This is a genomic window from Megasphaera sp. AM44-1BH (genome assembly GCF_003467125.1).
GTDB lineage: Bacteria > Bacillota > Negativicutes > Veillonellales > Megasphaeraceae > Megasphaera.
The window spans coordinates 238,608-264,318 of record NZ_QSFA01000002.1; the positions used below are offsets into that span (position 1 = coordinate 238,608).

Annotated in this window: 23 protein-coding genes, 3 tRNA genes and 1 pseudogene; 26 read left to right on the plus strand and 1 reads right to left on the minus strand. The window is 51.8% G+C overall.

The genetic code is table 11. The annotated features are described in order from the left end of the window. The first annotated feature begins 196 nt into the window (after positions 1-196). The 20 genes and pseudogenes from mfd to DW949_RS03380 all read left to right on the plus strand — a co-directional run bounded on the left by mfd (position 197) and on the right by DW949_RS03380 (position 17,635). On the plus strand, positions 197-3,484 hold the full coding sequence (gene mfd, locus DW949_RS03290) for a transcription-repair coupling factor (RefSeq protein WP_118021849.1): 3,288 nt from the start codon (positions 197-199) through the stop codon (positions 3,482-3,484). A gap of 22 nt (positions 3,485-3,506) precedes the next feature. Next, a complete protein-coding gene (locus DW949_RS03295) occupies positions 3,507-5,060 on the plus strand; it encodes a polysaccharide biosynthesis C-terminal domain-containing protein (protein ID WP_370448709.1) in 1,554 nt (517 codons plus the stop codon). 22 nt (positions 5,061-5,082) lie between these two features. After that, positions 5,083-5,685, plus strand: a pseudogene (locus DW949_RS13925) (SAM-dependent methyltransferase); the annotation flags it as partial. An 87-nt stretch (positions 5,686-5,772) separates the two neighbouring features. Then, complete coding sequence (gene mazG, locus DW949_RS13930; protein ID WP_370448710.1) at positions 5,773-6,648, plus strand: nucleoside triphosphate pyrophosphohydrolase; 876 nt, start codon at positions 5,773-5,775, stop codon at positions 6,646-6,648. After that, positions 6,645-6,923 carry an HU family DNA-binding protein gene (locus DW949_RS03305; RefSeq protein WP_059077406.1) on the plus strand — a complete coding sequence of 93 codons (279 nt, stop codon included), beginning with the start codon at positions 6,645-6,647 and terminating at the stop codon, positions 6,921-6,923. Before mazG ends, DW949_RS03305 begins: the two co-directional genes overlap by 4 nt. Positions 6,924-7,035: 112 nt before the next feature. After that, positions 7,036-8,190, plus strand: coding sequence for a glycosyltransferase (locus DW949_RS03310; protein ID WP_118021852.1), 1,155 nt, complete (start codon positions 7,036-7,038; stop codon positions 8,188-8,190). Between the two features lie 91 nt (positions 8,191-8,281). Further along, a complete protein-coding gene (locus DW949_RS03315) occupies positions 8,282-9,592 on the plus strand; it encodes a divergent polysaccharide deacetylase family protein (RefSeq protein WP_118021853.1) in 1,311 nt (436 codons plus the stop codon). Between the two features lie 13 nt (positions 9,593-9,605). Continuing rightward, entirely contained in the window at positions 9,606-10,382 is a 777-nt protein-coding gene (locus tag DW949_RS03320; RefSeq protein ID WP_118021854.1) for a TSUP family transporter, read from the plus strand. 11 nt (positions 10,383-10,393) lie between these two features. Next, on the plus strand, positions 10,394-11,146 hold the full coding sequence (locus DW949_RS03325) for an SDR family NAD(P)-dependent oxidoreductase (RefSeq protein ID WP_118021855.1): 753 nt from the start codon (positions 10,394-10,396) through the stop codon (positions 11,144-11,146). Positions 11,147-11,195: 49 nt separating this feature from the next. Then, positions 11,196-12,065, plus strand: a complete 870-nt coding sequence (locus DW949_RS03330) for a hypothetical protein (protein WP_118021856.1) — start codon at positions 11,196-11,198, stop codon at positions 12,063-12,065. A 14-nt stretch (positions 12,066-12,079) separates the two neighbouring features. After that, on the plus strand, positions 12,080-12,424 hold the full coding sequence (locus DW949_RS03335) for a YkvA family protein (RefSeq protein WP_118021857.1): 345 nt from the start codon (positions 12,080-12,082) through the stop codon (positions 12,422-12,424). 186 nt (positions 12,425-12,610) lie between these two features. Next, positions 12,611-13,033 (plus strand): thioesterase family protein, encoded by a 423-nt coding sequence (locus tag DW949_RS03340; RefSeq protein WP_118021858.1) that lies wholly within the window; start codon positions 12,611-12,613, stop codon positions 13,031-13,033. A gap of 61 nt (positions 13,034-13,094) precedes the next feature. Beyond that, positions 13,095-13,637, plus strand: coding sequence for a hypothetical protein (locus tag DW949_RS03345; RefSeq protein ID WP_118021859.1), 543 nt, complete (start codon positions 13,095-13,097; stop codon positions 13,635-13,637). Between the two features lie 14 nt (positions 13,638-13,651). Then, positions 13,652-14,335: a coenzyme F420-0:L-glutamate ligase gene (locus tag DW949_RS03350; RefSeq protein WP_118021860.1), complete on the plus strand. Its 684-nt coding sequence runs from the start codon at positions 13,652-13,654 to the stop codon at positions 14,333-14,335. Between the two features lie 20 nt (positions 14,336-14,355). Beyond that, positions 14,356-14,946, plus strand: a complete 591-nt coding sequence (locus DW949_RS03355) for an XTP/dITP diphosphatase (protein ID WP_118021861.1) — start codon at positions 14,356-14,358, stop codon at positions 14,944-14,946. Then, entirely contained in the window at positions 14,943-15,434 is a 492-nt protein-coding gene (locus DW949_RS03360) for a metallophosphoesterase (RefSeq protein WP_118021862.1), read from the plus strand. The genes DW949_RS03355 and DW949_RS03360 overlap by 4 nt, the downstream gene beginning before the upstream one ends. A gap of 59 nt (positions 15,435-15,493) precedes the next feature. Continuing rightward, a tRNA-Pro gene (locus DW949_RS03365) sits at positions 15,494-15,570 on the plus strand. A 7-nt stretch (positions 15,571-15,577) separates the two neighbouring features. Next, positions 15,578-15,651, plus strand: a tRNA-Gly gene (locus DW949_RS03370). Between the two features lie 18 nt (positions 15,652-15,669). Then, positions 15,670-15,746, plus strand: a tRNA-Arg gene (locus DW949_RS03375). Positions 15,747-16,171: 425 nt separating this feature from the next. Further along, positions 16,172-17,635 (plus strand): sodium:alanine symporter family protein, encoded by a 1,464-nt coding sequence (locus tag DW949_RS03380; protein WP_199595723.1) that lies wholly within the window; start codon positions 16,172-16,174, stop codon positions 17,633-17,635. Between the two features lie 62 nt (positions 17,636-17,697). Here the strand turns inward: DW949_RS03380 and DW949_RS03385 are convergent, their stop codons facing one another. After that, complete coding sequence (locus DW949_RS03385) at positions 17,698-18,288, minus strand: class I adenylate-forming enzyme family protein (protein ID WP_118021863.1); 591 nt, start codon at positions 18,286-18,288, stop codon at positions 17,698-17,700. 95 nt (positions 18,289-18,383) lie between these two features. On the opposite strand from DW949_RS03385, the gene DW949_RS03390 reads away from it, so the two are divergent. From DW949_RS03390 to DW949_RS03415, 6 genes are all read left to right on the plus strand, one after another. Beyond that, entirely contained in the window at positions 18,384-19,139 is a 756-nt protein-coding gene (locus DW949_RS03390; protein WP_118021864.1) for a dihydroorotate dehydrogenase electron transfer subunit, read from the plus strand. Beyond that, complete coding sequence (locus DW949_RS03395; RefSeq protein ID WP_118021865.1) at positions 19,139-20,053, plus strand: dihydroorotate dehydrogenase; 915 nt, start codon at positions 19,139-19,141, stop codon at positions 20,051-20,053. The genes DW949_RS03390 and DW949_RS03395 overlap by 1 nt, the downstream gene beginning before the upstream one ends. Positions 20,054-20,109: 56 nt before the next feature. Beyond that, a complete protein-coding gene (locus tag DW949_RS03400; RefSeq protein ID WP_370448711.1) occupies positions 20,110-21,651 on the plus strand; it encodes a gluconokinase in 1,542 nt (513 codons plus the stop codon). Between the two features lie 36 nt (positions 21,652-21,687). Continuing rightward, positions 21,688-23,100, plus strand: coding sequence for a decarboxylating NADP(+)-dependent phosphogluconate dehydrogenase (gene gnd / locus DW949_RS03405; RefSeq protein ID WP_118021867.1), 1,413 nt, complete (start codon positions 21,688-21,690; stop codon positions 23,098-23,100). 145 nt (positions 23,101-23,245) lie between these two features. Next, a complete protein-coding gene (locus tag DW949_RS03410; RefSeq protein ID WP_118021868.1) occupies positions 23,246-24,223 on the plus strand; it encodes a YafY family protein in 978 nt (325 codons plus the stop codon). Further along, positions 24,220-25,707 (plus strand): AAA family ATPase, encoded by a 1,488-nt coding sequence (locus DW949_RS03415; RefSeq protein WP_118021869.1) that lies wholly within the window; start codon positions 24,220-24,222, stop codon positions 25,705-25,707. The genes DW949_RS03410 and DW949_RS03415 overlap by 4 nt, the downstream gene beginning before the upstream one ends. Positions 25,708-25,711 lie beyond the last annotated feature (4 nt).

Here is a 25,711-nt window from a genome sequence, read left to right on the forward strand (position 1 = left end):
AGAAAGCGCGGGGAAGCTGCACCAAAAGGGCTCACTATAGTTCCTTTTGGTGCAGCTTCTTTTTGATAGAATGGACAAGGGGTGTCTTTAAAAAAAAATCGTTCTATGCTATAATGAAACGTCACTTGAACATTGCTTAATAAAAGGGCTTTAGGGATTTCTTTCTAAAGCCCCGTTTTCTATGAGGTCGTGTAACATGAATACTTTTTTTCAACGCATGAACGATGATGCCAATATTCAATCCAGCGCTGATTTGTTTATACAGTCCGGATGTCACAGCATATACGGCGTCGGCGGCTCGGTCAAAACGTCTTTTGCCTCCCGTGCTATTATGGCGGCAGGAAAGCCGGCCCTGATCATTGTGCCGTCGAAAGAACAGGAAACGGCGTGGCAAACGGATCTGCAGTTCTTTGCTCCGGAACTTCCCGTCTATACATTCCCCCTGGGTGACAGGGCGGTATTTTCGACGACGGCCAAAAGTATGGAACGGACGGCCCGGCAGATGGAAGTACTGGCGGCACTTTGCAGTCATGCCTTTTGTGCTGTCGTTGCGACTATTGAAGAATCGGCCCAGCCTGTAACAGCACCGGAACATGTCAATGCTGCAGCCTTTGATCTTTCAGCAGGACAGGATTACGAACGGGACACACTGCTCCGGCGGCTGTCAGAAGATGGGTATGAACGGGTGGATCTTGTTGAACGGCGGGGCCATTTTTCTGTGCGCGGCGACATTATCGATGTTTTTGCTGTCAACTACGAACAACCGCTGCGCCTGGAATTTTTCGGTGATACGCTGGAAAGCCTTCGTTTTTTTGATGCGGCAAGCCAGAAATCTCTCGACAAGACGGAGACCGTGCGCATCCTGCCCTTTGCCCTGGACCAGTCCGGAGACAAAGAACATACGGTCCTGGATTACATGACTGACGGAATTATTATCTGGGATGAACCAAACCGCAGCCGGGAAAATCTGAAAAAATTCCTGAAAGAAAGCGCCGATTACAAAGACTGGCTCTGTTCGTGGCGGTCCCTGGCCAGTGCACAGCGTCCGGGTACACAGATTGTCCTGTCCCTTCTGGCCCAGTCCGTGCCGGATATGATGATGGATACATCATCGAGTTTCTCTGCCAAGGCTATGGCCAGTTTCCAGAAGCAGTTCGATCTGCTCCACGATGAACTTTTGCACTGGCTGGAAAGCGGCGATGCCGTACTGTTCGTCATGGGCAGCCGGCAGCGGATTGCGACACTGAAGAGCTGGTTTGCCCAGCATGGATTTTCTGTTATGCCATACAATGATACGGTGCCCCTTGAAAGTAAGCAGATTTATCTGGCAGAAGGAGAAATCCGTAATGGTTTCGAACTGCCTTATGCGAAACTGGTCGTCATATCCGAACGGGATATTTACGGCATGCAGAAGCACCGCCTGCGCCACCACGTGCAGAAAGGGCAGGAAATCAATGTATTTACGGACCTCAAAGCCGGGGACTACGTCGTCCATGAAGTCCACGGCATCGGCCGCTATGCCGGCATAAAAACGATAGAAATTGATGGCGTCCATAAAGATTATCTGGAAATCCATTATGCCGGGAAGGATATTTTGTATGTCCCGACAGACCAGCTCAACCTGCTGCAGCGTTATATCGGCAACGAAGGCGATACGCCGAAATTGCATAAGATGGGTGGCAGTGACTGGCAGAAAACCCGGGCCAAGGCACAGAAATCCATTACGGACCTGGCGGAAAAACTGGTGGCAGTCTATGCCAAGCGGGAAATCGTATCCGGTTTTGCGTTTCCGCCTGATACACCGTTCCAGAAGGAATTTGAAGACGCCTTTCCCTATGAAGAAACGGAAGATCAGCTGAAAGCTGTAGCGGAAATCAAAAAGAGCATGGAAAAGCCTTTTCCTATGGACTGTCTCGTCTGTGGCGATGTTGGTTTCGGCAAGACGGAAGTGGCTATGCGCGCTATATTCAAGGCTGTTATGGGAGGCAAACAAGTTGCCGTCCTCGTACCGACGACGGTCCTGGCCCAGCAGCATTTTCAGACTTTTACTGAACGGTTCCGCAATTTTGGCGTCAACTGCGATGTCCTCAACCGTTTCCGGTCACAGAAAGAGAAAAAGGATATCCTGCGCCGGACTCTCACGGGAGATATCGATGTCCTCATCGGGACCCACAGCCTGCTTAATAAACGGGTGAAGTTCAAAGATCTGGGACTACTCGTCGTCGATGAAGAGCAGCGCTTTGGCGTGGCCCAGAAAGAAAAGTGGAAGGCCTGGGCTGCCCACATCGACGTGCTGACCCTGAGCGCGACGCCGATTCCCCGGACGCTCCATATGTCCCTGGTCAATCTGCGCCAGATGTGCGTCATCGAAACACCGCCAACGGACCGTTTCCCTGTCCAGACCTATGTCACCGAATATGATGCCCGTATTGTCCGCGATGCTGTCATGCGGGAAAAACACCGGGGCGGACAGGTGTTCTTTGTCTATAATATGGTCGATTCCATTGAAAAGATGAAAGACCAGCTCCAGGCCCTGCTGCCGGATTTGTCTATCGGGATTGCCCACGGGCAGATGGCAGGCGCTCTCCTGGAACAAGTCATGTTTGACTTTTACGAAGGACGCTATGATATCCTCTTGTGTTCCAGCCTCGTCGAAAACGGTCTCGATGTGGCCAATGCCAATACGATTATCATCTACGATGCCGACCATTTTGGGCTGTCCCAGTTATATCAGATGCGGGGACGCGTTGGCCGAAGCCACCGTATGGCTTATGCCTATTTCCTGTACCGCCGGGACAAAGTCCTGTCAGAAGTGGCAGAAAAACGTCTTCAGGCCATCAAAGAATTTACCGAACTGGGATCAGGATTTAAAATCGCCATGCGCGATCTGGAAATCCGCGGTGCCGGCAATCTCCTGGGACGGGAACAGCATGGCAATATTGCCAGCGTCGGCTTTGCCATGTACTGCAGTATGCTGGAAAAAGCCATCGCCAAGGCCCAGAAAGGGCAGAGCGATGAACTGCCACCGCCGGAAACGGTCATGGAAACCCATATTGATGCCTTCATCGACGATGCCTATATCAGTAACGGCGGCCAGAAGATAGAAATGTATCAGCGACTGGCGACTATTACCGATGAAAAAGAACTGGATGACCTGGAAAAAGAACTGCTGGACCGTTATGGCCGGCCTACCCATCCCGTGGAAACGCTGCTCCATGCGACGCGGATCCGCCTTACGGGACGTACTCTGGGCCTTACGCTCATTGCCCAGAAACGGGATACGCTGGAACTGAAGTGGCGGAGCCTGCAGGATATGCCGTCGCTGGCCGGGCTGCCGACGACGCTGCGGCGCCGTTTCCGCACCGTGCCGGGTATACCGCTTATGCTGCGCGTGAGCCTTGCCGGGGCAGGAGATATACTGACTTTCCTGGATCAGATTTTTGCGTCTATCAGCACAGTGAGAAAGGGGAATTCCCTTGGCTAATGTTTCTTTCCTGCGTGGCGCCATGGTGCTTACCGTTGCAGGAATCGTCGTCAAAATCCTGGGAGGCGTGAACCGCATCCTTCTGTCCCGCCTCCTGGGCGGCGAGGGAATCGGCCTGTATCAGATGGCCTATCCCATGTATATTCTGCTGCTTAGTATTGTCGGTGCCGGCATCCCCATTGCCGTCTCCATCATGGTGGCCGAGCAGGCCGCCCGCGGCAATTATAGTGGTACGCGGCGGATTTTCCACGTTACACTGGCTTTTATGGCCGTCATCGCTCTTTTGTGCGGCCTTGGCATGGTACTGGGAGCCCGGGCACTTATTGCTACGGGACTTGTCAGTGATGAGCGGGCCTACTGGCCGCTGGTCGTACTGGCGCCGGCTCTGTCCCTGTCGGTCCTGACCTGCTGCTTTAGAGGCTATTTCCAGGGCCTGCAGCTCATGACGCCGACGGCCTTGTCTCAGATGGTGGACCAGTTCATCCGGGTATGCGTCATGCTTACCCTGGCCTGGATCCTGCTGCCGTACGGACTGGTGCCGGCTGCATCCGGTGCTGCTTTCGGCGCCGTCCCCGGCGCTGCAGCAGGGTTATGTGTCATTGCTGTGCTGTACATCCGGCACGAAAAAAAGGAACGGCTGGCCGATGAAGGGACATTTGTCCCGTTACGGGCCCTGTCCGTCATTAAACGCCTGATTGTCCTGGCCGTTCCGGTGGCGGCGGCCAATATGCTTCTTCCGGCCGTTGCCAGTATTGATTTATTCATCGTGCCGCGCCGCCTGATTGCTGCTGGATATACGGGCCATGAAGCAACAGCTCTGTTCGGCTATCTGTCCGGCATGGCCAATGGACTGGTGCAGCTGCCGGCCATCCTTACCATGGCGCTGGCAACGAGCCTCGTTCCGGCTGTCTCGGCAGCTTGTGCCAGTGGCAGAGGAGACCTGGTGCTGGCACGGACCCACACAGCCATGCGTATTGCCTGTGTGATTACCATACCAGCTTCACTGGGACTGGCCGTTCTGGCAGTACCCATTTCCCGGTTGCTCTATGCGACGCCGGCTGCCGGACCATCTATCTGTGTTCTCGGTCTTTCCGTATTCCTCATCGGCCTGCAGCAGGTTACAGGCGGCCTCCTGCAGGGGCTGGGCCATACGGCGATTCCACTGTATAATATGGCCGCTGCGGCCGTCGTCAAAATCACCCTGAGCTGGTATCTGACGGCCCTGCCCTGGCTGGCTGAAGTAGGAGCTGCATGGGCGACTAATGCTGATCTTGCCATTGCTGCTGCCCTTAACCTGTATTTTGCCCGGCGGTACTGCCAGTATACTGTACAATGGCTGTATATCGGGAAACTGTTCCTGGCAGCAGCCGCTATGGCCGGTACGGCCTGGTTTGTCCATAAAGGATTATCGGCGGTTACACCGGATGCACTGGCCACTGTCGCCGCCATGGGGGTTGCGGCCCTGATTTACCTGATCTGCCTTTTTGCCTTCCGTGCCGTCGATGCTGATGATGTGGCCAAAGTCCCTGTCGTCGGACATCGTATGTACCAGTGGGTAAAAAGGCTGGAGAAATGATATTGTAGAAAAGAGGCTGATTATGGGAACGATACATATTGTCGGACTGGGGCCGGGAGATGCCGGCCTGATTACACTGACGGCTTTCCGGCTCATGAAGGAAGCCCGGTGCCTGCTGCTGCGCACGGCGGTGCACCCATCTGTTTCTATGCTTGATGAAGCGCATATTGCCTACGAAGCCCTGGACCGTTTCTATGAACAGGGAACTTCTTTTGAAAACGTATACCAGGGCATTACCGGTTATGTGCTGGACCAGGCAGCCGGCGGAGATGTCGTCTATGCTGTACCGGGCAGTCCGGTCGTAGCCGAACGGACCGTACTCATGCTGGAAAAACAGGGGGCAGAACGCCATATCCCGGTCGTAGTCCATCCGGGCATGAGCTTTCTTGAAGTCATGTATACCCGCCTGCGTTTTGATCCCGTAAATGGCGTAACCATCATCGACAGTTCCGATGCCGGTCAGGTACCGCGTGATATCTCTACGCCTCTCATCGTGACCCAGGTGTACGACCGCCATGTCGCATCGGATCTGAAACTCTCCCTGATGGATATCTACGGCGACGAATACGAAGCGCAGCTGGTATATCATGTCAGCCTGCCCGATGAATCCATACAGCCCATAAAACTTTATGAACTGGACCGCTGTGACCATATCGATCACCTGACCAGTCTCTTCCTGCCTGTACCACCGTTACAATCCCGTACCGGGGCTATGACGACAGAAGGGGAAGAACTGCCGGATGCAGAGATGCCTTTTGATATAGATCCTCTGGTACAGGTCATGGCCCGGCTGCGCGGTGAACACGGCTGTCCCTGGGATAAACGGCAGACCCATAAGACGCTGCGCCGGTTTCTCATCGAAGAAGTCTATGAAATGCTCGATGCTATCGACCAGAATGACATAGATGGCATTCGGGAAGAATTGGGCGACATCCTGTATCAGGTCGTCATCCATGCCCGCATTGCCGAAGAAGAGGGCCTTTTCTCGGCACAGGATATTGTAAACGACGTTACGAAAAAGATGATTCACCGTCATCCCCATGTTTTTACGGATAAACCCCTTGAAAACAGGCATATGAGTATGGTAAACTGGGATAGATTGAAACAGAGCGAGCGACGCCAGCAGCACGAGCATCTTCTCGATGGCGTTGTGAAGGGCCTTCCTTCGCTTCTTTCAGCCTATAAGCTTCAGGAAAAATCTGCAAAAAAGGGATTTGAATGGGATACGGCTGAACAAGTTGTAGCCAAAGTCCATGAAGAGTGGCAGGAATTCCTGGATGCGGTGGCTGAAGGTGACAGGGACCACATGGAGGAAGAAGCCGGGGATGTCCTGTTCGTTCTGGCCAATTTATGCCGGCGCTATGATATAGAACCGGAGTGTGCGTTACATCGGGCTAACAACAAGTTCCGCAGCAGATTTTCCTATGTGGAGGATTGTGTCCGTGCTTCAGGCAGGGACTGGTCTGATTTTTCTCTGGATGAGCTGGATGCATTCTGGCAGAAGGCGAAAGAGGAAGAACGGAAAGATGCAGGGACAAAGTTAGACGGAAATGATAGATGTAACAAATCAAAGGAGGATTTACAATGAATAAAACCGAATTAGTCAACAGTGTAGCAGAAAAAGCTGATATCACGAAAAAAGACGCTGAAAAAGCAGTAAAAGCCGTATTTGAAGCTATCAGTGAAAGCCTTCAGAAAGACGACAAAGTTCAGATTATCGGCTTCGGTACCTTTGAAGTACGCCACCGTAAGGAACGGGAAGGCCGCAATCCGCAGACGAAAGAAACCATCAAGATTGCCGCTTCCAATACACCGGCATTCAAAGCGGGCAAACAGCTTAAAGATTTGGTTAACAATAAATAAGTCCGTGAGGGAAAAGAGCCGCAGTCAGAAACGGCTCTTTTCTTTTCTTGCATTTTGTCGTACCATGGATATATAATTTAGTAAGACCAGCGGTCTGAAAGAGGGAATCAGGATGACGAAGAAAAAAGTGCTGATTATGTCAGCTTCTATCGGAAGCGGTCATACCCAGGCAGCACATGCTATAGAAGAATATCTGAAAACCCTGCCGGCAGAATGCGAAGTGGAACATTTTGACTTCATTTCCAATGATGTGCTTTCCATCGACAACATTGTCAAGGAAACGTATCTGAAGATACTCGATGTATTTCCCATGCTCTATGACCTGATGTATTATTCCTCTCAGGGTTATAAAAAAGGCATGGTTGTAAAAACGCTGTTTTCGTGGGGTTTGAAACGCCGTATGCTCCGCGTGCTGGCCGATAAGAACCCGGACATCATTGTTTTTACGCATCCTTTTCCGGCAGGAGCGGCAGTTCTTTTAAAACGGCAGCACCGCCTGCAGGTTCCCCTGGTCGGCGTAATCACAGACTTTACCATCCATCAGCTCTGGGTCTATCCACAGATGGATTTGTACTGTGTAGCGACGTCCCAGCTGAAACAGCAGCTCATTGCACAGCATGTGGCAGCTGAAAAGATTGTCGTTTCCGGCATTCCCGTACGCAATACGTTCCAGCAGCAGCGCTGGCATTGGGATGAAGATCATGAAAAGCGGCGCAATGTCCTCATCATGGGAGGCGGCCTCGGCATGGGCTCTATCCGTCAGTCCTTGTCCGTACTGGACAAACTGCCGGCCGTCGGTGATTTTACTGTCGTAACGGGCTATAATGCCGATTTGTACGATGAACTTTGCCAGATGCGGCGGGAACTGCAGCATCATGTAGAAATACTGGGATATACCAATCATATTCCAGAACTGATGGTACGGGCTTCTGTCCTGGTCACCAAACCGGGAGCCCTGACCTGTACTGAAGCTGCTACTGTCCAGGTGCCTATCGTTCTCTACAGTCCTATTCCCGGACAGGAAGAAGCCAATGCCACATATATGCAGAGCAAAGGCTGTGCCCGCTGGGTTAAGACGAAAGATGATCTGGCTGCCGTCGTTTCCGAGCTGCTCGGGTCACCAGAAAAATTGCAGCACATGTCTGCGGCAAGCCTGGCCTGCCACCGCAACGGGGCGCAGATCATAGGGCGGCGCGTGCTGCAGCTGTTGCAGGGCCCCTGTGAACCGGAGCTGGATGTGACGACAGAAGAATATTCAAAAGCCTGATTTGATTCAGAAATGAAAGAAACCGGAGTGGCTGTTCATAGATAGTTGCTATGAAAGCGGCTCCGCTTTTTACTATGGAGGGAAATACACGATGAAACGTAAACGCAGCCGGCGCTCTTCAGGAAGCCCGGCCATTGCCAGACCTTTTGCCGTCCTGCTGTTGCTCATTGCCATCTGTGCCGGGGCCTGGTGGTATCTTAACGGCAATACGGAAAAAAAGGCCGATGAAGAAATAACCCATATCGATACGGTACAGGACAATGGCATGGATGCCGATTATACGGGACCGGCCGGAGAACTGCAGGATGCCGTGGAAACATGGCTGAAGGCACAGCATGCTTCAGTGACTGTCCTGAAAACAGAAAACAGGGAAGAAGACCGTCGGGCTACAGGCGGAAAGATACGCTGGACGACGAAACAGGTCGAAGTCGTGCCGGAAAAAGAATTCTCACGGACTGATCTGGAAAACGAACTGGCAAAGAGTGGCGGAAAAGCTGTCCTGTATCAGGTGGATACGAAAAAAGCTGGTGGCAGTACCGTTACGGAATACGATATCGCTTTGTTCGATATGCTGGATAAGGAACAAGTCTATCTCGTCGTGACCAAATTGTATGTCACTGAACCGGGAGCTTCAAAAGAAAAGGAAGAAGCCGTAAAGAAAGCCGTGCTGAACGCAAAAGACAAGGACCTGGCCAGTACGAAAGAAAAGAAGAGCACTGCCGGTCAGCAGCATCCGGCTGAAGTCCGGGGACGGCTGGCTATCGTCATCGATGACTGCGGAAGCAGCCTCGATATCCTGAGCCAGTTCAATGATATGCCTATTCCTCTCACGTATGCTGTTATGCCATATAAATCCCACACGGCGGAAAGTGCTGACAGTGGCTACCGGGCAGGACGTCAGATTTTCGTCCATATGCCCATGCAGCCTCAGGGCGTGGCGTCATCGGAATCAGTCTATATCGGAACAGATATGAGTGACAGCAAGGTGAAGGCTACGGCCAATGAAATCCTCGACCAGGTACCCCATGCCATCGGCATGAACAATCATCAGGGATCTCTGGCGACGTCGGACAGCCGGATTATGAAGGACATCATGCAGGTCATGAGCAGCCGCGGCCTGGTTTATCTGGACAGCCGTACCAACAGTACCTCTGTGGGAGAACAGACGGCCCGTGCTATGGGTGTCGTGACCAGCCGGAATAATTTGTTCATCGATAATGATGCCAGTGTCGATGCGATAAAGAGCCGCCTGCGCCAGGCCGGCAGCATCGCAAGGGAAAACGGCAGTGCCATCGTCATCGGCCACTGTCGCCGCAATACGGCACAGGCACTCAGTGAAATGATTGATGAACTGCACAATGACGGCATTGACCTGGTCTTTGCCACAGATCTGATGGAATAGGAGCTGCTAGAATATGGATTTTCTTTCCCTTTCATGGGAGTATTTGCTGATTACGCTGTGCGGTGGTTTTTTATCGGGATTCATTGACTCCATTGCCGGCGGCGGGGGACTCATTTCCCTGCCGGTTTTCCTGGCCATGGGCATGCCGCCCCACTACGCTATCGGCACGAATAAATTTGCTGCAACCTTTGGCAGTGGTATCAGTACGGTCCAGTTCATGCGTGCCGGGAAAGTAGACGGCGGTCTCATGAAGAAACTCGTGCCTTTCACTTTTATCGGGGCCGTCCTGGGCTGCCTGCTCATGCTTCATATGTCGGCTGCAATGCTGCAGCCCCTGGTCATTGCCGCGCTGGTGGCCGTAGCCATTTTCGTTTTCAGCCGCAGGGACCTGGGTTCAGTCAGCACTTATACGGGAGAAACGAAGAAAAAGCTGATCCAGGGAGCAGCCTTTGCCTTTGCCATCGGTGTCTACGATGGTTTTATCGGGCCGGGAACAGGGACATTCCTGATTATTGCCTTTGCCATGCTGGGCTTTGATTTCGTCGTCGCCGCTGGTAATGCCAAGGTGCTGAATTTTGTGAGTAACCTCACGGCCTTCTGCTTATTCATTTATTCGGGAAAAGTCCTGTATGCTTACGGCCTGACCATGGCACTGGGAATATTCATCGGTGCCTTTTTCGGATCCCGCATGGCCATCCGCCGGGGCAGTGGTTTCGTCCGCCTCATCATGATGACCGTAACGACCCTGCTTATCGGCAAGCTGATTCTCCAGTATTTCGGACTGTTCTGAGGTGGTTGCATATGAATTGGAAAAATAAAGTCATCCTCATCAGTGGCGGGACTTCCGGAATTGGTCTGGCGACGGCCCGGATTCTACTGGGAAAAGGAGCCTGCGTCGTCATCAATGGCCGCGATACTGCACGAGGAGAAGAAGCTCTTGCGCAGCTAGGCACTCTTGCGGGAAACTGCCAGTTTGTGCCCGGCGATGTGAGCAGGGAAGAGGCATGCCGGCATATGGTGCAGGAAACACTGGATTATTTCGGCAGGTTGGACGGACTGGTGACGTCAGCCGGTTATTATGAAGAAGAACTGCTGGAAAATGTGACGGCCCAATCAGCGGCGCGGCTTTTTGCTACCAACGTATACGGCACCATATTTCTCTGCCGGGAAGCTCTGGAACCACTGAAAAAGAACAGGGGAAGCATCGTCATGGTCAGCAGCGATGCCGGTCTGCAGGGAAATGTCGGCTGCTCTGTCTACAGTGCGACCAAAGGGGCTGTCGTATCCTTCTGCAAGTCCCTGGCACTGGAACTGGCTCCTCACGGCGTCCGGGTCAACTGCGTCTGCCCTGGCGATGTAAAGACGCCGCTCCTTTCCCGCCAGATGACAGCCAATCCCGATGAGACGGAAGAGTCCCTGCGCCAGCAGTATCCGCTCTACCGGCTGGCAGAAGCTTCTGAAGTTGGAGAAGTCATTGTGTTCCTGTTAAGCCAGGCCGCTTCTTATATGACTGCCACGGCAGTTCCCGTCGATGGCGGTTTGACAAGCTGGTAAAAACATGGGAAAATAAAGAAAAGTGTATTTTGAAAATGGGGGGATTCCTATGTCAGATGAAATGGATAAAGTACAGGCACTACAAGAAGAAATCGATGCCCTGAAAAAGGAACTGACGGCTATGAAAGCCGAAAAAGAAGCCCATGCGCCGGTTGCGCCGACGGCTTCCCTGGAAGTAATCCAGTCCATCGAAAATTCGTCTGCCGATTCCGATCTTAAGGTCGAAACCTATTGCCGCTGGGCAGCTGCCCGTGCTGGAGCTATTGTCATTGCGCCCCTCGTCGGCACTATCGCCCTCATGGCAAATGAAGTATATCTTGTCAGCCGCATTGCCAAAGTGTACAATGTTAAACTTTCTGAACGTGCTGTCATCGCTTTCCTCGGTGCTATGGGCAGCCGTATGGCCGGCAATCTCCTGACGACACTGATTCCGTTCAGTGCCGTACAGGTTCCTGTTGCCGTAGGTATCACCTACAGCCTGGGCCGCGTAACGCAGCGTTGGATGAAAGACGGTATGCCTACCGACATGGGTCCGTATATTGAAATGATGGCACAGTGGAAGGACAAGGCCCGCAAACAAGTAGACCGGCTGCGTGACAACCCGCTGAAAAACGTACCTCTCGGAGATGAAACGGTTGATTTCATGAAACGCTGGGGCAGTGCGGCCAAGGAAGCGGCTATCGATGCCTTTGACGACGTCAAGGAAAAAGGGCAGGTTGTCGTCGATTCCGTACGGCGCCGCAGTGTTGTCGATGACGTAGAAGAAGCAAAAGAAAACAGTGCCGATGCCAAAGTACCGGTGCAGGAAGATGCGGCCCCGGAAGGGGAAACAGCTGCTGCTGATACTGCCGAACCGTCTGTCGATGAAAAGGTACAGGCGGCTGTAGAAGATGCTAAGATTCCTCTTGATGAAAAATAAATGAAGGTGTGCCTATGTGGAAATTATTGCTGTTTTTTACCCGCTTCTATTCGCCAGGCCGTTTTCTGCGGTTCCTGAGTAAAACGAAGGGGAAACTGCATTTTCTGCCGAAACTCCTGGCCATCTTTTATTGCATTCAGGACAAGGATACGCCCCGCATGGTCCGGCTCGTGCTCATGGGTGCCATCGGATATGTCATCCTGCCCATCGATATCGTTCCCGATATCCTGCCTGTCGCTGGCTGGATCGATGATGCGGCTGTCGTGGCAGCGGCTTTGAAGTTTGCAGCGGCGTACATCAAACCGGAGCACAAAGAAAAAGTACGTCGCATCCTTCCCTTTGCCCGCTGTGACTGGTGAATATTCCGGCGGGAGGAAAGACTGCATCAGCTGCAGGCCCGTCAGTTATAGTGTTTCAGGCTGCCGCATCTGCGGCAGCTTTTTTTACGGTATAAAGTACCATGTTTTATGCGGCAACTTTTGACAAATGGTCCTATACAGCGTAAAATAATAGGGCATGTTTGAGTGAGAACAGGAGTGGAGAAAATGGTCAGCGTAACAGAAAGAGTCCGCTTCAGCGAGACAGATATGATGGGCAATGCCCATCATGCCAATCACATCCGCTGGTTTGAGTGTGCGCGCTGTGAATATATGCGTGCTGCCGGTGTCGATTTATTTGAACTCATGGATGAAGGAATCCTCTTTCCAATCAAAAACGTAAGTTGTGAGTACATCGACAACATTTATTATGATGATGAAATCATCATTGAAGCCCGGCTGGTCAAGTTATCCCGGGCCCAGATGGTGTATGCCTACCGGATTCTGCGTAAACGTGACGGACGCCTTATGGCTGAAGGCACGACGCAGAACGTATTTACCCACAAGGATACGGGCAAAGTAGCCCGCATCGGCGATGGCCCGTATCTCAGACTGAAAGCCATGTATGAAAAGGATCAGCAGGAAATGTAATATATTTCTGCATCCACTACTCTAGTTTCACTGCGTATTTTACCTAAAGGAGTCCTGTGTCGTGATTGTCTACCAGTTACTGAACATCATTATTTTCATTGTCGGCCTCGTTGCTGTACTGTATCTGTTATTCCGCCTCTTTGCCTGGCACCAGGGTGATGCCCGCTTCGTTATTGAAGCGCGGAAACGCCAGCCCTTTGCCTTAAAAAGCCTGACTGCCAGTACGGCTGTATTTGAAACGGAAGTTCCTTTCAAGAATGTAGGGAAACAGCTGGGAACAATTATGGATTTTTATCCCCGGACCCTGCTTCCATATGAACAGTATGACAAAGTCATTGTCCATTCCCAGCTGGCAAATAAAGCGGCGGAACGCAATGATGGATATTGGGAATCGGTTATCATCAACCCTGGTGAATCGGGCCGTATCCGCGTTACCATCGAACTGGTAAGTAAAGAAGGAACCATCCGCGAAGACCTGAAAACGTTCCCGGATATGCCTATTGATCTGGTATATCAGGTCGTATCCCGTAGTGAATGGTATATTCACAAGGCCCGCATTACACTGAAAGCTTCCGAAGTAAAACGGGCAATGGAACAAGCATAGGAGGGGGAAAAGACATGGCAGAATTAGAATTAGTACCGGTAAAGACCAGAATACTGACAGATAAAGATGACATCGTCGATGTCATAGAAGAATATGCAAAAGATATTGTCGGCCCCGATGATATCGTCTGCTCGGCTGAAAGCGTCGTCGCTATCACCCAGCACCGCTATACCCGCCCGGAAGAATTGACGCCGACCTGGCAATGTCGTCTCATGCGCCGCTTCGTTCCCGGTGAAGGGAGCATGGCCAGCCTGTATGGTATGCAGGCGGCTATGAACCTCGAAGGAGAATGGAAGATGCTCTTCTGGTTCATCATTGGCTTTTTGGCAAAACTGGTCGGTAAAAATGGCGTCTGGTATGCTAAATGCCGTCAGGCATCGCTGACTGATGACGTAACAGGTACGATGCCGCCTTTTGACAAATGTATCGTCTATGGTCCGGATAAGCCTGATGAAGTGGCAGAAGCCATCAAAAAGCGCATGGGCTGTTACGGCGCCTGCGTAGCTGATGTCAATGACCTCAAACGTTCGGCTGTCCTGGGACATTCCCGTGGCCTTAATCCGAAGGAAATTGCCCGCATCCTGATCAATAACCCCTTTGGCAACGCATCGCAGAAGACACCTATTGTCGTCATCAAAAACTATGCCCAGGCCGTGCGGGAACAAAAAAGTGAAGCAGCCGCCAAGCAGCAGAACTAAAGGCGGAGAAGGAGCATACGATGAAGGAAACGATTGTCCTGGCAACGCATAATGCCGGAAAGATCCGGGAATTCAAAGGCGCTCTTGAACCATTGGGATATGACGTCGTGTCTGTACATGACGTCATTTCTGATATCAAGGAGCCGGAAGAAACGGGCACAACCTTTGAGGAAAACGCCCGTCTGAAAGCCCTGTATTATATGAAGGCTACAGGCCGGCCCTGCCTGGCCGATGACTCGGGCATCATTGCCGATGCTCTTCATGGCCGGCCCGGCGTCTATTCGGCGCGATATGCCGGACCGGAATGCGACGATGAAAAGAATAACCAGAAACTCATCGATGAATTGCGGCCTTTTCCTCCAGAACAGCGGACGGCCCATTATGTGTGCGACCTGGTCCTTATCTGGCCCGATAGCCGTGAAATTCATGCCGAAGGAACCTGTTCCGGTATCATCCGTGATTTCTATGCCGGTACAGGCGGATTTGGTTATGATCCCTTGTTTTATGTACCTTCCTATGGCAGGACGATGGCAGAACTGTCACTGGAAGAGAAAAACAAGATCAGCCACCGCGGCCGTGCCTTGAAAAAACTATTGGAGCTTTTGCCATGACTACAGCCCGTATTGGATTAGTCAGTGACAGCCATGGACGGTTTTCCTGTCTGGAACAGATGGTGGATCAGGCACCGGACGTCTGCTGCTGGATACACGGTGGCGATTACTGCAACGATGCCGAAGATCTGGCTGCATATGCGGCCGTACCCGTATATGCCGTCCTCGGTAATAATGACTACCTGACAGATATGAATGTGCCCGAACGGCGCATCGTGAAGGCTGCCGGCCTTACGATTGCCGTCATCCATGGTAGTCAGTGGTATGGAGAAAAACGGCTCCGAAAACTGGAAGAATGGGGGCACAGTGCCGGAGCTGACTTGGTCGTATTCGGTCATACGCACTGCCAGTATAAACTGGAACAGGATGGCTTTGTCGTTGTCAATCCCGGCAGTATCGGCCGCCCCAGAGACAGGAGAGAAGGGACTTACGCCATCGTCACGGCAGAAGATGGCCGGCTGACGGATATCCAATTTTATCACCTATAAAATTTAGTGATATAATATTTGACAAACGATGGGATAACGTGTATAATGTTTTACGTTGACGGGGCATAGCGCAGTTTGGTAGCGCACCTGGCTTGGGACCAGGGGGTCGCAGGTTCGAATCCTGCTGCTCCGACCATCTGCACGCGGGTGTAGCTCAATGGTAGAGCGTCAGCCTTCCAAGCTGGTTACGTGGGTTCGATTCCCATCACCCGCTCCATTTTTTTACTTTTTTTATGACTCAGTAGCTCAGCTGGATAGAGCAACAGCCTTCTAAGCTGTGGGTCTAGGGTTCGAATCCCTACTGGGTCACCAATGACCTGACTGCATTCAGACTATTCTGGATGCTTTTTTTTATGCACGAAACCAGGTAACAGCACACTCTCTTTTATTTTTTAATGTATTTTGTATACAATATGCCGAAAAGAAATATATTAACGATAAAATAGATGATTTTTCAGTTATTTTATTCTAGTATGCTAAAAATATATTTACAAAGCTGCAGATAATGTGCTATAGTAAGTGTGTTATTTCATTTTCTTAATAACAGAGAAAGAATTTCTTCTTTATATTATCCAAAGAATACTTTATACCATCTGTTTTGAAGAAATTTTCTTATTCTGTTATGGAAAGACATCATATCGCAGCTCTGGAGTTCTCGGTCGGTATGATTCAAGCTTTCAGGTTTTATTATTTTGTGCAGGCGAGAATTCCAATAATTGCATGAGGGGGCAATGTGTATGGAATTTTTTGGTTTGATTGCAAAAGGAATGATGGCTTTTGCTGATTTTATCTGGGGCTGGCCGCTGCTCATCGGTACGTCCTTTGTAGCTGTCTTCTTATCGGTCCGTCTTGGCTTTTTCCAGTTCGCCTTTTTCGGCCACGTCATGAAGAATACCTTTGGTAAAATCTTTGATAAGGGATCCGGTGATGGCAACATTAATCCGTTCAAGGCAGCTTGTACGGCTCTGGCATCGACACTGGGTGTTGGCAACATCGCCGGCGTTTCCGTCGCTATCGCAACGGGCGGTCCCGGTGCTGTCTTCTGGATGTGGTTTATTGCTATGCTGGGCCTGATTGTTAAGTTCTCGGAAGTTACCCTGGGTCTGGCCTATCGTGAAAAAGACCCTGTAAGCGGCGTCTGGCACGGTGGTTTCCCCTGGTATGTCAAGAACGGCCTTGGTAAGAACTGGCGCTGGCTATCCGTCATCTGGGCTATCGTCATGGCGGCAGGCATGATGTTTGCTCCGTCTATCCAGGCAGCAGAAATCTCCAATGCCATTAATACAGCCTTTGCTGTCAATCCGTATGTCGTTGGCATTACCGTTGCCGTCCTTATGGCAGCCGTTCTTCTGGGTGGTCTCAAGAGTATTTCCAATTTCGCCAATCTCGTCGTTCCATTCATGGCGGTTATCTACATCATCGGCGCTATTTTCGTCATGATTGTCAATGCCAGCATGATTCCTCAGGCATTTGCCCTGATTTTTGAAGATGCTTTTACCGGCACGGCTGCTACAGGCGGCTTTGCTGGCAGCACGGTTATGCTGGCTGTCCGCTGGGGCCTGGCCCGTGGCATTTATTCCAACGAAGCCGGTACCGGTACGGCACCGCTGGCTCATTCCTCGGCATCGGTCAATCATCCGGTCAAACAGGGCCTGTGGGGGATTTTTGAAGTATTCTTCGATACCATCGTCGTCTGCACCATGACGGCTATGGTCGTCATGACATCGGGCCTCTGGAACACGGGTATTTCCGGCGCCGCTCTTACGACGGCCGGTTTCTCCACGGCTTTTGGCAGTGTGGCTGCCGGTGCCGTATTCGTCTCGGTCATCATTACGTTCTTTGCTTTTACGACATGCGTCGTCAATGTTTATTACGGTGGTATCTGCCTCAATTCACTAGGTTTGGAAGGCGTCTGGATCAAGATTTATTACGCTGTCGGCTGTGCCTGGGCCATTGTCGGAGCCATTGGCGCTGCCAAGACACTGTGGTCTTCCTTCGACTTCTTCTATGGTACGTGCGTCGTCTGCAACCTTATTGTCGTATTCCTTCTGAGCGGCAAAGTCAAGATTCTCGTAGACGATTACAAACAGCGCCTCAAAGATGGAAAATGGGACGAATCGGCTGCTGACTGCGTAGCCCGTCTCGGTATCTGGCGCGATGAAGTCACTCTGAATATGGAAAAAGAAGCAAAAAATAAATAATGGATATATGGAACGCCCTGCATGACACATACTTCATGCAGGGCGTTTTACATTGTAAGAACTTAAGATTGTTTGCTGGCATAACGTTGTTCCAATTCTTTTTTTGCAATTTTTCCCGTGGCCAGGCGGGGCATTTCGTCTATTTCATAATAGATACGGGGAACTTTAAACAAGGCCAGGTTCTGTTGGAGATATTTTTTCAGAGCCCGCTTATCGACGGCAGCGCCCGGTTCTACCGTATAATAGCAGCAGCCGACATGCCCCCGGAGCTTGTCCGGAACGCCGATGACGGCAGCCTCTCTGATATGAGGGTATTCGTAGAGCAGTTCTTCGATTTCCCGGGGATAAATGTTTTCTCCCATGCTGATAATCATTTCTTTCAGGCGGTCTACGATGCGCAGATATCCGTCGCTGTCCCTGACGGCTATATCACCGGTATGGAGCCAGCCGCCGGCCAGCGTCCGGGCCGTTTCTTCCGGCCGGTGCCAGTAGCCCTGCATGACGTTTCCGCCGCGGACCAGGAGCTGTCCTTTGCAGCCATCGGATACGTCACTACCATTTTCATCTACGAGACGCGTCGTGATGCCAGGCAGTTCGACACCGATGGTGCCGCTTTTTACACGGTCCGGGGGATAACGCAGTATTTTTTTCATACAAGACAGTTACTATTTTTTTCCATCTTTTTTGCATCTATGGTAAAATAGGGAAAGGAGAAATCCAGGGAAACTTTTTGTAGGAGGCATTGCTTATGAACTATCTGGAGCAGGCTGAAATAGTAAAGAATGAAGCGATTATCCCTGCCGTATGGCAGATGAAATTCCATGCACCACAGATTGCCCGGAATGCGCGGCCGGGGCAGTTTGTCAACGTACACTATGATGGCGGTACGACGTTTTTGCGCCGTCCTTTCGGCATCGTCGATGCATCTTCACAGGGGACGGTTACCATCATCTACCGCATCGTCGGTACGGGAACGCAGGAACTGGCCAGGCTGCATCCCGGCGATATATTGAACGTGGAAGGCCCTCTGGGGAATGGCGTATTCACGACGAGTCCGGGCAGGGCATTGCTGGCTGGCGGTGGCGTCGGGCTGGCACCGCTTATTTTCCTGGCAAAAAAACTGGATCATCCGGTAGTTCTCGTGGCTGGAAAAACCGCGGCAGAAACGTTCTGGACACGGTTTTTTGAACCCTATGCCGAGGATATCTATGTGACGACCGATGATGGGTCCCGGGGCATACAGGGATTTGCTGTACAGGCTCTGCCTGCGATTTTTAAAGACCATTCCATAGACCGCATTTCCGTCTGCGGGCCGACGGTGATGATGAAAACCATAGCAGAGGCTGCGGCAAAGGCGGATATTTCCTGTGAAGTATCTATGGAAAAACGCATGGCCTGCGGTATCGGCGTCTGTCTCGGCTGTACCTTTGCCAGCAAAATCGATGGCAGGCGGCATAAGGTGTGTGCAGACGGACCGGTATTCCCGGCGAAGGAGGTATTTTGATGAGTACAAATCGATTGGCCGTAACATTCGCCGGCATCCCTATGAAAACGCCTGTCATGGGAGCTTCGGGAACCTTTGGATTCGGCGTGGAATACAGTGATTTCCTCGACCTCAGTGAAATTGGCGCTGTCATTTCCAAGGGAATCACACCACTGCCGAGAGCAGGAAATCCCGGCGTACGGGTTGCAGAAACCCCATCGGGCATGCTCAATTGTATCGGTCTGGAAAATCCCGGACTGGATGTATTTAAACGCGATATTCTTCCTAAAACGAGGCATATGGGAGCGCCTCTTATCGTCAATATTTCTGCCGGTTCAGCTGAAGAATACGGCAGGCTGGCCGAAGCACTCGATGTCGATGGCGTAGCCGGGCTGGAAGTCAATATTTCCTGTCCCAATGTCAAAGAAGGCGGCATCGTATTCGGAACGGATCCCAGGGCAGCGGCGGCCGTAACGGAACAGGTCAGAACGCATACGAAAAAGCCGGTCATCGTGAAATTATCACCGAACGTGACGGATATTACGGTCATGGCCAAATCCGTAGAAGCAGCCGGTGCCGATGCCGTATCTCTCATCAATACGCTGACGGGTATGGCTATCGATATTCATTCACGACGCCCCCTGCTGGGGAATATTACAGGCGGCCTTTCCGGTCCGGCCGTCAAGCCCATCGCCCTGCGCATGGTATGGCAGACGGCGAAGGCCGTGCAGATTCCAATTCTTGGTCTGGGTGGCATTGCCTGCTGGCAGGACGCCATCGAATTTATGCTGGCCGGAGCCAGCGCTGTTGCCGTAGGAGCGTACAATTTTGTCAATCCCCGGGCGGTACAGGAAATCGCAGAGGGGATGGCTCAGTATTGCGAAGAAGAAGGTATCAGACATATTACCGATATTGTAGGGGCCCTTACGGTCTGAGACAGGCCATCAGCGAAACCCTGTGATATACGGAAGGGGAGAAGATAATTATGAGTATGGAATCATCCAATCAGGAAGTATGGATTGGTGTCGATGTAGGAACGACGGGAGTGCGGGCCATTGCTTATACGGAAGACGGGACGAATGTGTGTTCGTCGGAAGCCTTTTATCCGCTCCTGACGCCTCACCCGGACTGGGCCGAAGAAAGCCCGCTCCAGATATATGAATCGGTAGAAGAAGTCATCAGCAAAACGGCAGCCCAGCTCCGCTATAAGAATAAAGAACTGGCAGGGATTGCCCTGAGTACGGTCATGCACAGCTTTGCCGGGCTCGATGAACATCTGGAACCGCTCATGGACATGCAGACCTGGGCAGATAGCCGCAGTGCCGATATTGTCCGCGATATGAAAAAAGACCCGGCACTGTGCCAGTCGTTTTATGAACGGACGGGCTGCCCCATCCATGCTTGCTATCCACTGGCCAAGGTACTCTGGCTCAAACGCCATCAGCCGGATCTGTTCCGTCAGATGAAATACGTCGGCTCTATCAAGGATTATATTTTTTACCACATGACTGGCCAATGGGTCATCGATAAATCGACGGCCAGCACCAGTGGTATGTATAACGAACGGACACTCCGGTGGGATGATGAAATCCTTTCTTATGCCGGCATTGACAAGTCCTATATGCCACCTGTCGTTTCCACGACGTACATGCACGCCCTGGCTCCCAAAGCCGCCGAAGCCATGCATCTGCCGGAAGGTCTTCCCGTCGTCATCGGTGCCACCGATGGCGTCCTGGTCAACGTCGGCATTGGTGCCGTCCAGCCGGGTCAGCTCAGTGCGACCATCGGCACCAGCGGTGCATTGCGCATGTTGACCAGACAGCCGAAGACAGATCCGCAGATGCGCACCTGGTGTTATAATCTGACCGATGATATGTGGGTTGCCGGTGGTGCCATCAATAACGGCGGCATGATTCTGCGCTGGGTACGCGACAAAATCTGCCATTACGGCGGAAGTAAACTGGAAGACCTGGATATCGACCCCTATGACCTCATGACCATGAAGGCCGAACACGTCGATGCCGGCGCCGACGGTCTTATCTGCCTGCCTTGTTTTACAGGGGAACGGGCACCCTACTGGAATTCGGAACTGCGGGGTATGTTCTTTGGCTTTTCCCTCAATCATAGCCGTTCCCACATCATCCGGGCCGTCATGGAAGGTATCTGTTACAGCTTGAACAGTGTCATGCTGGCCCTCCGGGAGTTCGGCGATATCCGCGATATCCGGGTCAGTGGCAGCTTTACCAAGTCCCGCCTCTGGCTGCAGATTCTGTCGGACGTGCTCAACGAAAAACTGACTCTTCCCGACAATAGCGAAGGTGCGGCGTTTGGCGCGGCGACACTGGGATTTATTGCTAGCGGCAGATTAGACAGCATTGCCGATACGGCCCATCTGGTCCATGCGAAAAAAGTGTATACACCGATAGCAGAAAACGTGGCAACATACCAGGAACTGTACAGTATCTTTGCCCGGCTGTATCTGAAGCTGCAGGATGAATTTGCAGAAATCACGGAGTACCAGAAAAAAATCTGACGGGAACAAAGTCAGTGGTAAAGGAGCGAATACATAATGGATTTACATGATATCGGCGTTGTTGGAATGGCTGTCATGGGCAGCAATCTGGCCCTCAATATGGCAGATCATGGATTTACGGTCAGCGTCTATAACTATACACCGGATCTGACGGAAAAATTTGTCAAAGAACGGCCCCACGATCATATTACCGCCTATTACGGCCTGCAGGATTTCGTATCGTCCCTCAAACGGCCCCGTAAAATCATGTTTATGATCATGGCAGGAAAGCCCGTAGACAGCATGATTGACCAGCTCATCCCTCTCCTCGACCAGGGGGATATCCTCATCGATGGGGGCAATTCTTATTTTGGGGATACGCGCCGCCGCTATGAATACTGCCACAAGCAGGGTATCCATTTCTATGGCATGGGCATATCGGGCGGAGAAACCGGTGCCCGTCGCGGCCCGTCCATCATGCCCGGCGGCAATAAAGACACGTATCCGGAAATCCAGCCCATTTATGAAGCCATTGCAGCCAAGGCCAGTGATGGCAAGCCCTGCTGCACCTATATCGGCAGCGACGGTGCCGGCCACTATGTCAAAATGGTCCATAATGGCATCGAATATGCGGACATGCAGCTCATTGCCGAGTCGTACCTGCTGCTGAAAAACGTTGGCGGCTATACGAACAGAGAAATCGCCGATATTTTCCATCAGTGGAATCAGGGGGAACTGCACAGTTTCCTCATCGGCATCGCCGCCGATATTTTTGCTGAAGATGACGAAACGGGCGGACAGGTCATCGATAAAATCGTCGATGCGGCAGGACAGAAGGGCACAGGACGCTGGACTAGCATCGAAGCGCTGAAACAGGGCGTCGATATTTCTATGATTACCGCCGCCTGCAATGCCCGTGTCATGTCCAACCTGCCTCAGCGGCACATGGCAGAAACGGTCATTTCCGGACCGGAACATAAGCCTGTCAAAGGAGAAAAATTCATCGGAGCCGTACGGCGCAGCCTGTATACGGGAAAAATCGTGGCCTACGCCCAGGGATTTTCTCTTTATCGCAGCGCATCGGAAACGTACCACTGGAATCTCGACTACGGCCGTATCGCATCTATTTTCCGGGCCGGCTGCATCATTCAGGCTGAATTCCTCAATAAAATCACCGAAGCCTATGAAAAAAATCGGGATCTGGAAAACCTGATATTCGACCAGTTCTTCCTGGAGAAGATCAATGCCAATGAAGAAAGTCTGCGCCAGATTGTATGCCTGGCTGTACAGGAAGGCATTCCCATCCCGGCTTTTGCCAATGCTATGGAATACCTCGACGCCTACCGCAGTCCCCGCGTCGGAGCCAACCTGATACAGGCTCTGCGTGATTACTTCGGGGCACACACCTATCAGCGCACCGACCGGGAAGGCACATTCCATCATCAGTGGCACGAACATTATAAAAAATAATATTCAGTCTGTCAGTCCCTCAGGAGTATGGCCTGTCCTGAGGGATTTTTTACGTACAAAAACGTTATATGTTACAGATTGTTTATGATTTTAGCGACAATATATGTCGTAATTTTATGATACTATAGGGACGAAAGGAGATTGTATGGATAAAGCTGAACGGATACTTCTCGTATTCTGCCGTTTATTGAAACACGAATGGCTGAATAAGACGAGTCTGGCATTGGAATTTAATACGACAGAGCGGACCATTGAACGGGACATGCAATCTATCCGTGCTGTCCTTTCCGAAGCCCGCAGTCCGGCCGTGCTGCTCTGGGACCGTCAGAAAGGGTCCTATATCCTGAGCCACTATCAGCATCGCCCGTTGCAGAGCATGGAGGCGCTGACCATCCTGAAAATCCTGCTCGGGAGCCGGGCACTGCGTCTCGATGAAATGGAAGGGCTGGTACAGGCTCTGTGCGGATTGCTGTCGCCCCGGGATGAGACGGAATTTTCCCAGCTGCTGGAAGAAGAACTGGACGGCTACCATGAACCGGCCCATCACCAGGCCATCATAAAGACCCAGTGGGACCTGCAGCAATGCATCCGGGATCACAGGAAAATCCGCCTTCATTACAGCCGCGGCGACGACATGCGGACGTCTCATGTCGTGTTTCCCCTGTCGGTCGTCGTTTCCGATGGATATTTTTATCTTATCGCCGTTGTAGAAGGGACGGCTCATACGGGACCGGCATTTTTCCGACTCGACCGCATCCGTTCCTTCGATGTTATTCACGGGGGAAGTCATTTGCCGGAGGAAGACGCGTTTTCTCTCCGCCGCCTGCGCTCGACGACGCCCTTTATGTTCGGCGGAAAACCTGTACGCCTGACCCTGCGCTGTAAGAACAGCGCGGTAGAAGCTTTGTTCGATAAAATCCCCGCCCACACGGTGCTTTCCTGGGAGGAAGATACCGTGCTGGTGGAAGTGACCGTGAGCATCTCCGGCTTTTTCCGCTGGCTCCTCATGCAGGGCGATGCCATCGTCATCATCGGGCCGGAACCGTTACGGCAGGCCTTTATCCAGACGTTGCAGCGAATACAAAACGCGTATACAGATATTAAGGAGGATTGCCCGAAATGAAGCATATAAAAGAACAATTCATCCGCTATATGGATGCAGGATTTCCCATCATTTACCTCAACACGTATGAAGAAGATAAAGCCGATGCACTCATCCGGTCCGTCGCCGGCGGCCGGAAAATAGAGGAATGGAATGTGCGCGGCTATTTTGAAAATCAGGTGCTCATGCAAGCTGAGGCGCCACTAGAAGATATTCTGCGGACACTTATCGATGACCCTTTGTCCCTGCAGCGGTCTGTCCTGGTCCTCAAAGACGTCCCCCTTTTCAAGGATCAGATGACCGTCATCGAACTGCTGAAATACCTGGCCCGGCGGATCAGCAATGGCTCTCTGCCCGATTTCAATATAGTCATCGTGTCTTCTGAGGTCTGCATTCCCGGCGAGCTGGATCCGTTTCTGACCATCCTCCACGACGAATACCTGACCGTGTCGGACATCCGTGGTGTGATTGAACAATTCTGTCACGATCAGGAAGTGGACATGCTGCCGGAGTTCATCCGCGAACTGGCACAGATGTTCAAAGGCCTTTCGGAGTATGAAATCAATACCATCCTGGCACTGGCCCTGTCTGATGACGGGGAAATCACCCGGTCCGATTTATCGCTCATATTGGAGCAGAAAAAGCAGGTCGTACAGAAATCGGGCATATTGGAAATGATTCCCCTCAAAGAAGGCATGGATGATATCGGTGGACTGGAAAGCCTGAAACAATGGCTCCAGAGAAAGGAAAAGATTTTCCGCAATATGGAGGCCGCTGCTGCCTTTGGTGTCGATATGCCAAAAGGCGTCCTCATTGCCGGCATGCCCGGATGCGGCAAATCTCTCAATGCCAAGGCGGCGGCCAAACTCTTCGGCGTTCCCTTGCTGCGCCTCGATATGGGCCGCCTCATGGGCAAATACGTCGGTGAATCGGAAGCCAATATGCGCAAGGCCATTGGCCTGGCCGAAGCCATTGCGCCGTGTGTACTATGGATCGATGAACTTGAAAAAGCCTTTGCCGGAGTCGGTGGCAGCGGCGGCGCAGCAGACGTGACAACCCGTCTGTTCGGGACGTTCCTTACGTGGCTGCAGGAAAAAGACAGTCAGGCCTTCGTCGTGGCTACAGCCAATAATATCGCCAGTATGCCGCCGGAACTGCTGCGGAAAGGCCGTTTCGATGAAATCTTCTATGTGGCCCTGCCCAATAAGGAAGAACGGAAAAAAATCTTTTCCATCCACATCGGGAAACGGCGGCCCGATGATCTGGAAGGCATCGACCTGGACCGGCTGGCGGCCCGGACAGATGGCTATAGCGGCGCTGATATCGAAGGCGTCGTCAAGGACAGCATCGAAGCAGCCTTTGCCAAAGGAGAAGATGCGATTACTACCGACGGCATCCTGGAAGCGGTCAGCCAGACTCATTCTCTGAAAGAAATCATGAAGGATTCCCTGCAAAAGATGGAATCTCTCTATAAACAGCGTAAGTTCAAAAATGCTTCGGCATAGAAAG

Bases quoted from the DNA above. Each gene is read 5' to 3' on its own strand.
- DW949_RS03310 (WP_118021852.1), top strand. From the start codon at position 7,036: ATGACGAAGAAAAAAGTGCTGATTATGTCAGCTTCTATCGGAAGCGGT.
- DW949_RS03315 (WP_118021853.1), top strand. From the start codon at position 8,282: ATGAAACGTAAACGCAGCCGGCGCTCTTCAGGAAGCCCGGCCATTGCC.
- DW949_RS03340 (WP_118021858.1), top strand. From the start codon at position 12,611: ATGGTCAGCGTAACAGAAAGAGTCCGCTTCAGCGAGACAGATATGATG.
- DW949_RS03325 (WP_118021855.1), top strand. From the start codon at position 10,394: ATGAATTGGAAAAATAAAGTCATCCTCATCAGTGGCGGGACTTCCGGA.
- DW949_RS03380 (WP_199595723.1), top strand. From the start codon at position 16,172: ATGGAATTTTTTGGTTTGATTGCAAAAGGAATGATGGCTTTTGCTGAT.
- DW949_RS03390 (WP_118021864.1), top strand. From the start codon at position 18,384: ATGAACTATCTGGAGCAGGCTGAAATAGTAAAGAATGAAGCGATTATC.
- DW949_RS03385 (WP_118021863.1), bottom strand. From the start codon at position 18,288: ATGAAAAAAATACTGCGTTATCCCCCGGACCGTGTAAAAAGCGGCACC.
- mazG (WP_370448710.1), top strand. From the start codon at position 5,773: ATGACGACAGAAGGGGAAGAACTGCCGGATGCAGAGATGCCTTTTGAT.
- DW949_RS03395 (WP_118021865.1), top strand. From the start codon at position 19,139: ATGAGTACAAATCGATTGGCCGTAACATTCGCCGGCATCCCTATGAAA.
- DW949_RS03305 (WP_059077406.1), top strand. From the start codon at position 6,645: ATGAATAAAACCGAATTAGTCAACAGTGTAGCAGAAAAAGCTGATATC.
- gnd (WP_118021867.1), top strand. From the start codon at position 21,688: ATGGATTTACATGATATCGGCGTTGTTGGAATGGCTGTCATGGGCAGC.
- DW949_RS03400 (WP_370448711.1), top strand. From the start codon at position 20,110: ATGGAATCATCCAATCAGGAAGTATGGATTGGTGTCGATGTAGGAACG.
- DW949_RS03415 (WP_118021869.1), top strand. From the start codon at position 24,220: ATGAAGCATATAAAAGAACAATTCATCCGCTATATGGATGCAGGATTT.
- DW949_RS03360 (WP_118021862.1), top strand. From the start codon at position 14,943: ATGACTACAGCCCGTATTGGATTAGTCAGTGACAGCCATGGACGGTTT.
- DW949_RS03295 (WP_370448709.1), top strand. From the start codon at position 3,507: ATGGTGCTTACCGTTGCAGGAATCGTCGTCAAAATCCTGGGAGGCGTG.
- DW949_RS03335 (WP_118021857.1), top strand. From the start codon at position 12,080: ATGTGGAAATTATTGCTGTTTTTTACCCGCTTCTATTCGCCAGGCCGT.
- DW949_RS03330 (WP_118021856.1), top strand. From the start codon at position 11,196: ATGTCAGATGAAATGGATAAAGTACAGGCACTACAAGAAGAAATCGAT.
- DW949_RS03410 (WP_118021868.1), top strand. From the start codon at position 23,246: ATGGATAAAGCTGAACGGATACTTCTCGTATTCTGCCGTTTATTGAAA.
- mfd (WP_118021849.1), top strand. From the start codon at position 197: ATGAATACTTTTTTTCAACGCATGAACGATGATGCCAATATTCAATCC.
- DW949_RS03350 (WP_118021860.1), top strand. From the start codon at position 13,652: ATGGCAGAATTAGAATTAGTACCGGTAAAGACCAGAATACTGACAGAT.
- DW949_RS03355 (WP_118021861.1), top strand. From the start codon at position 14,356: ATGAAGGAAACGATTGTCCTGGCAACGCATAATGCCGGAAAGATCCGG.
- DW949_RS03320 (WP_118021854.1), top strand. From the start codon at position 9,606: ATGGATTTTCTTTCCCTTTCATGGGAGTATTTGCTGATTACGCTGTGC.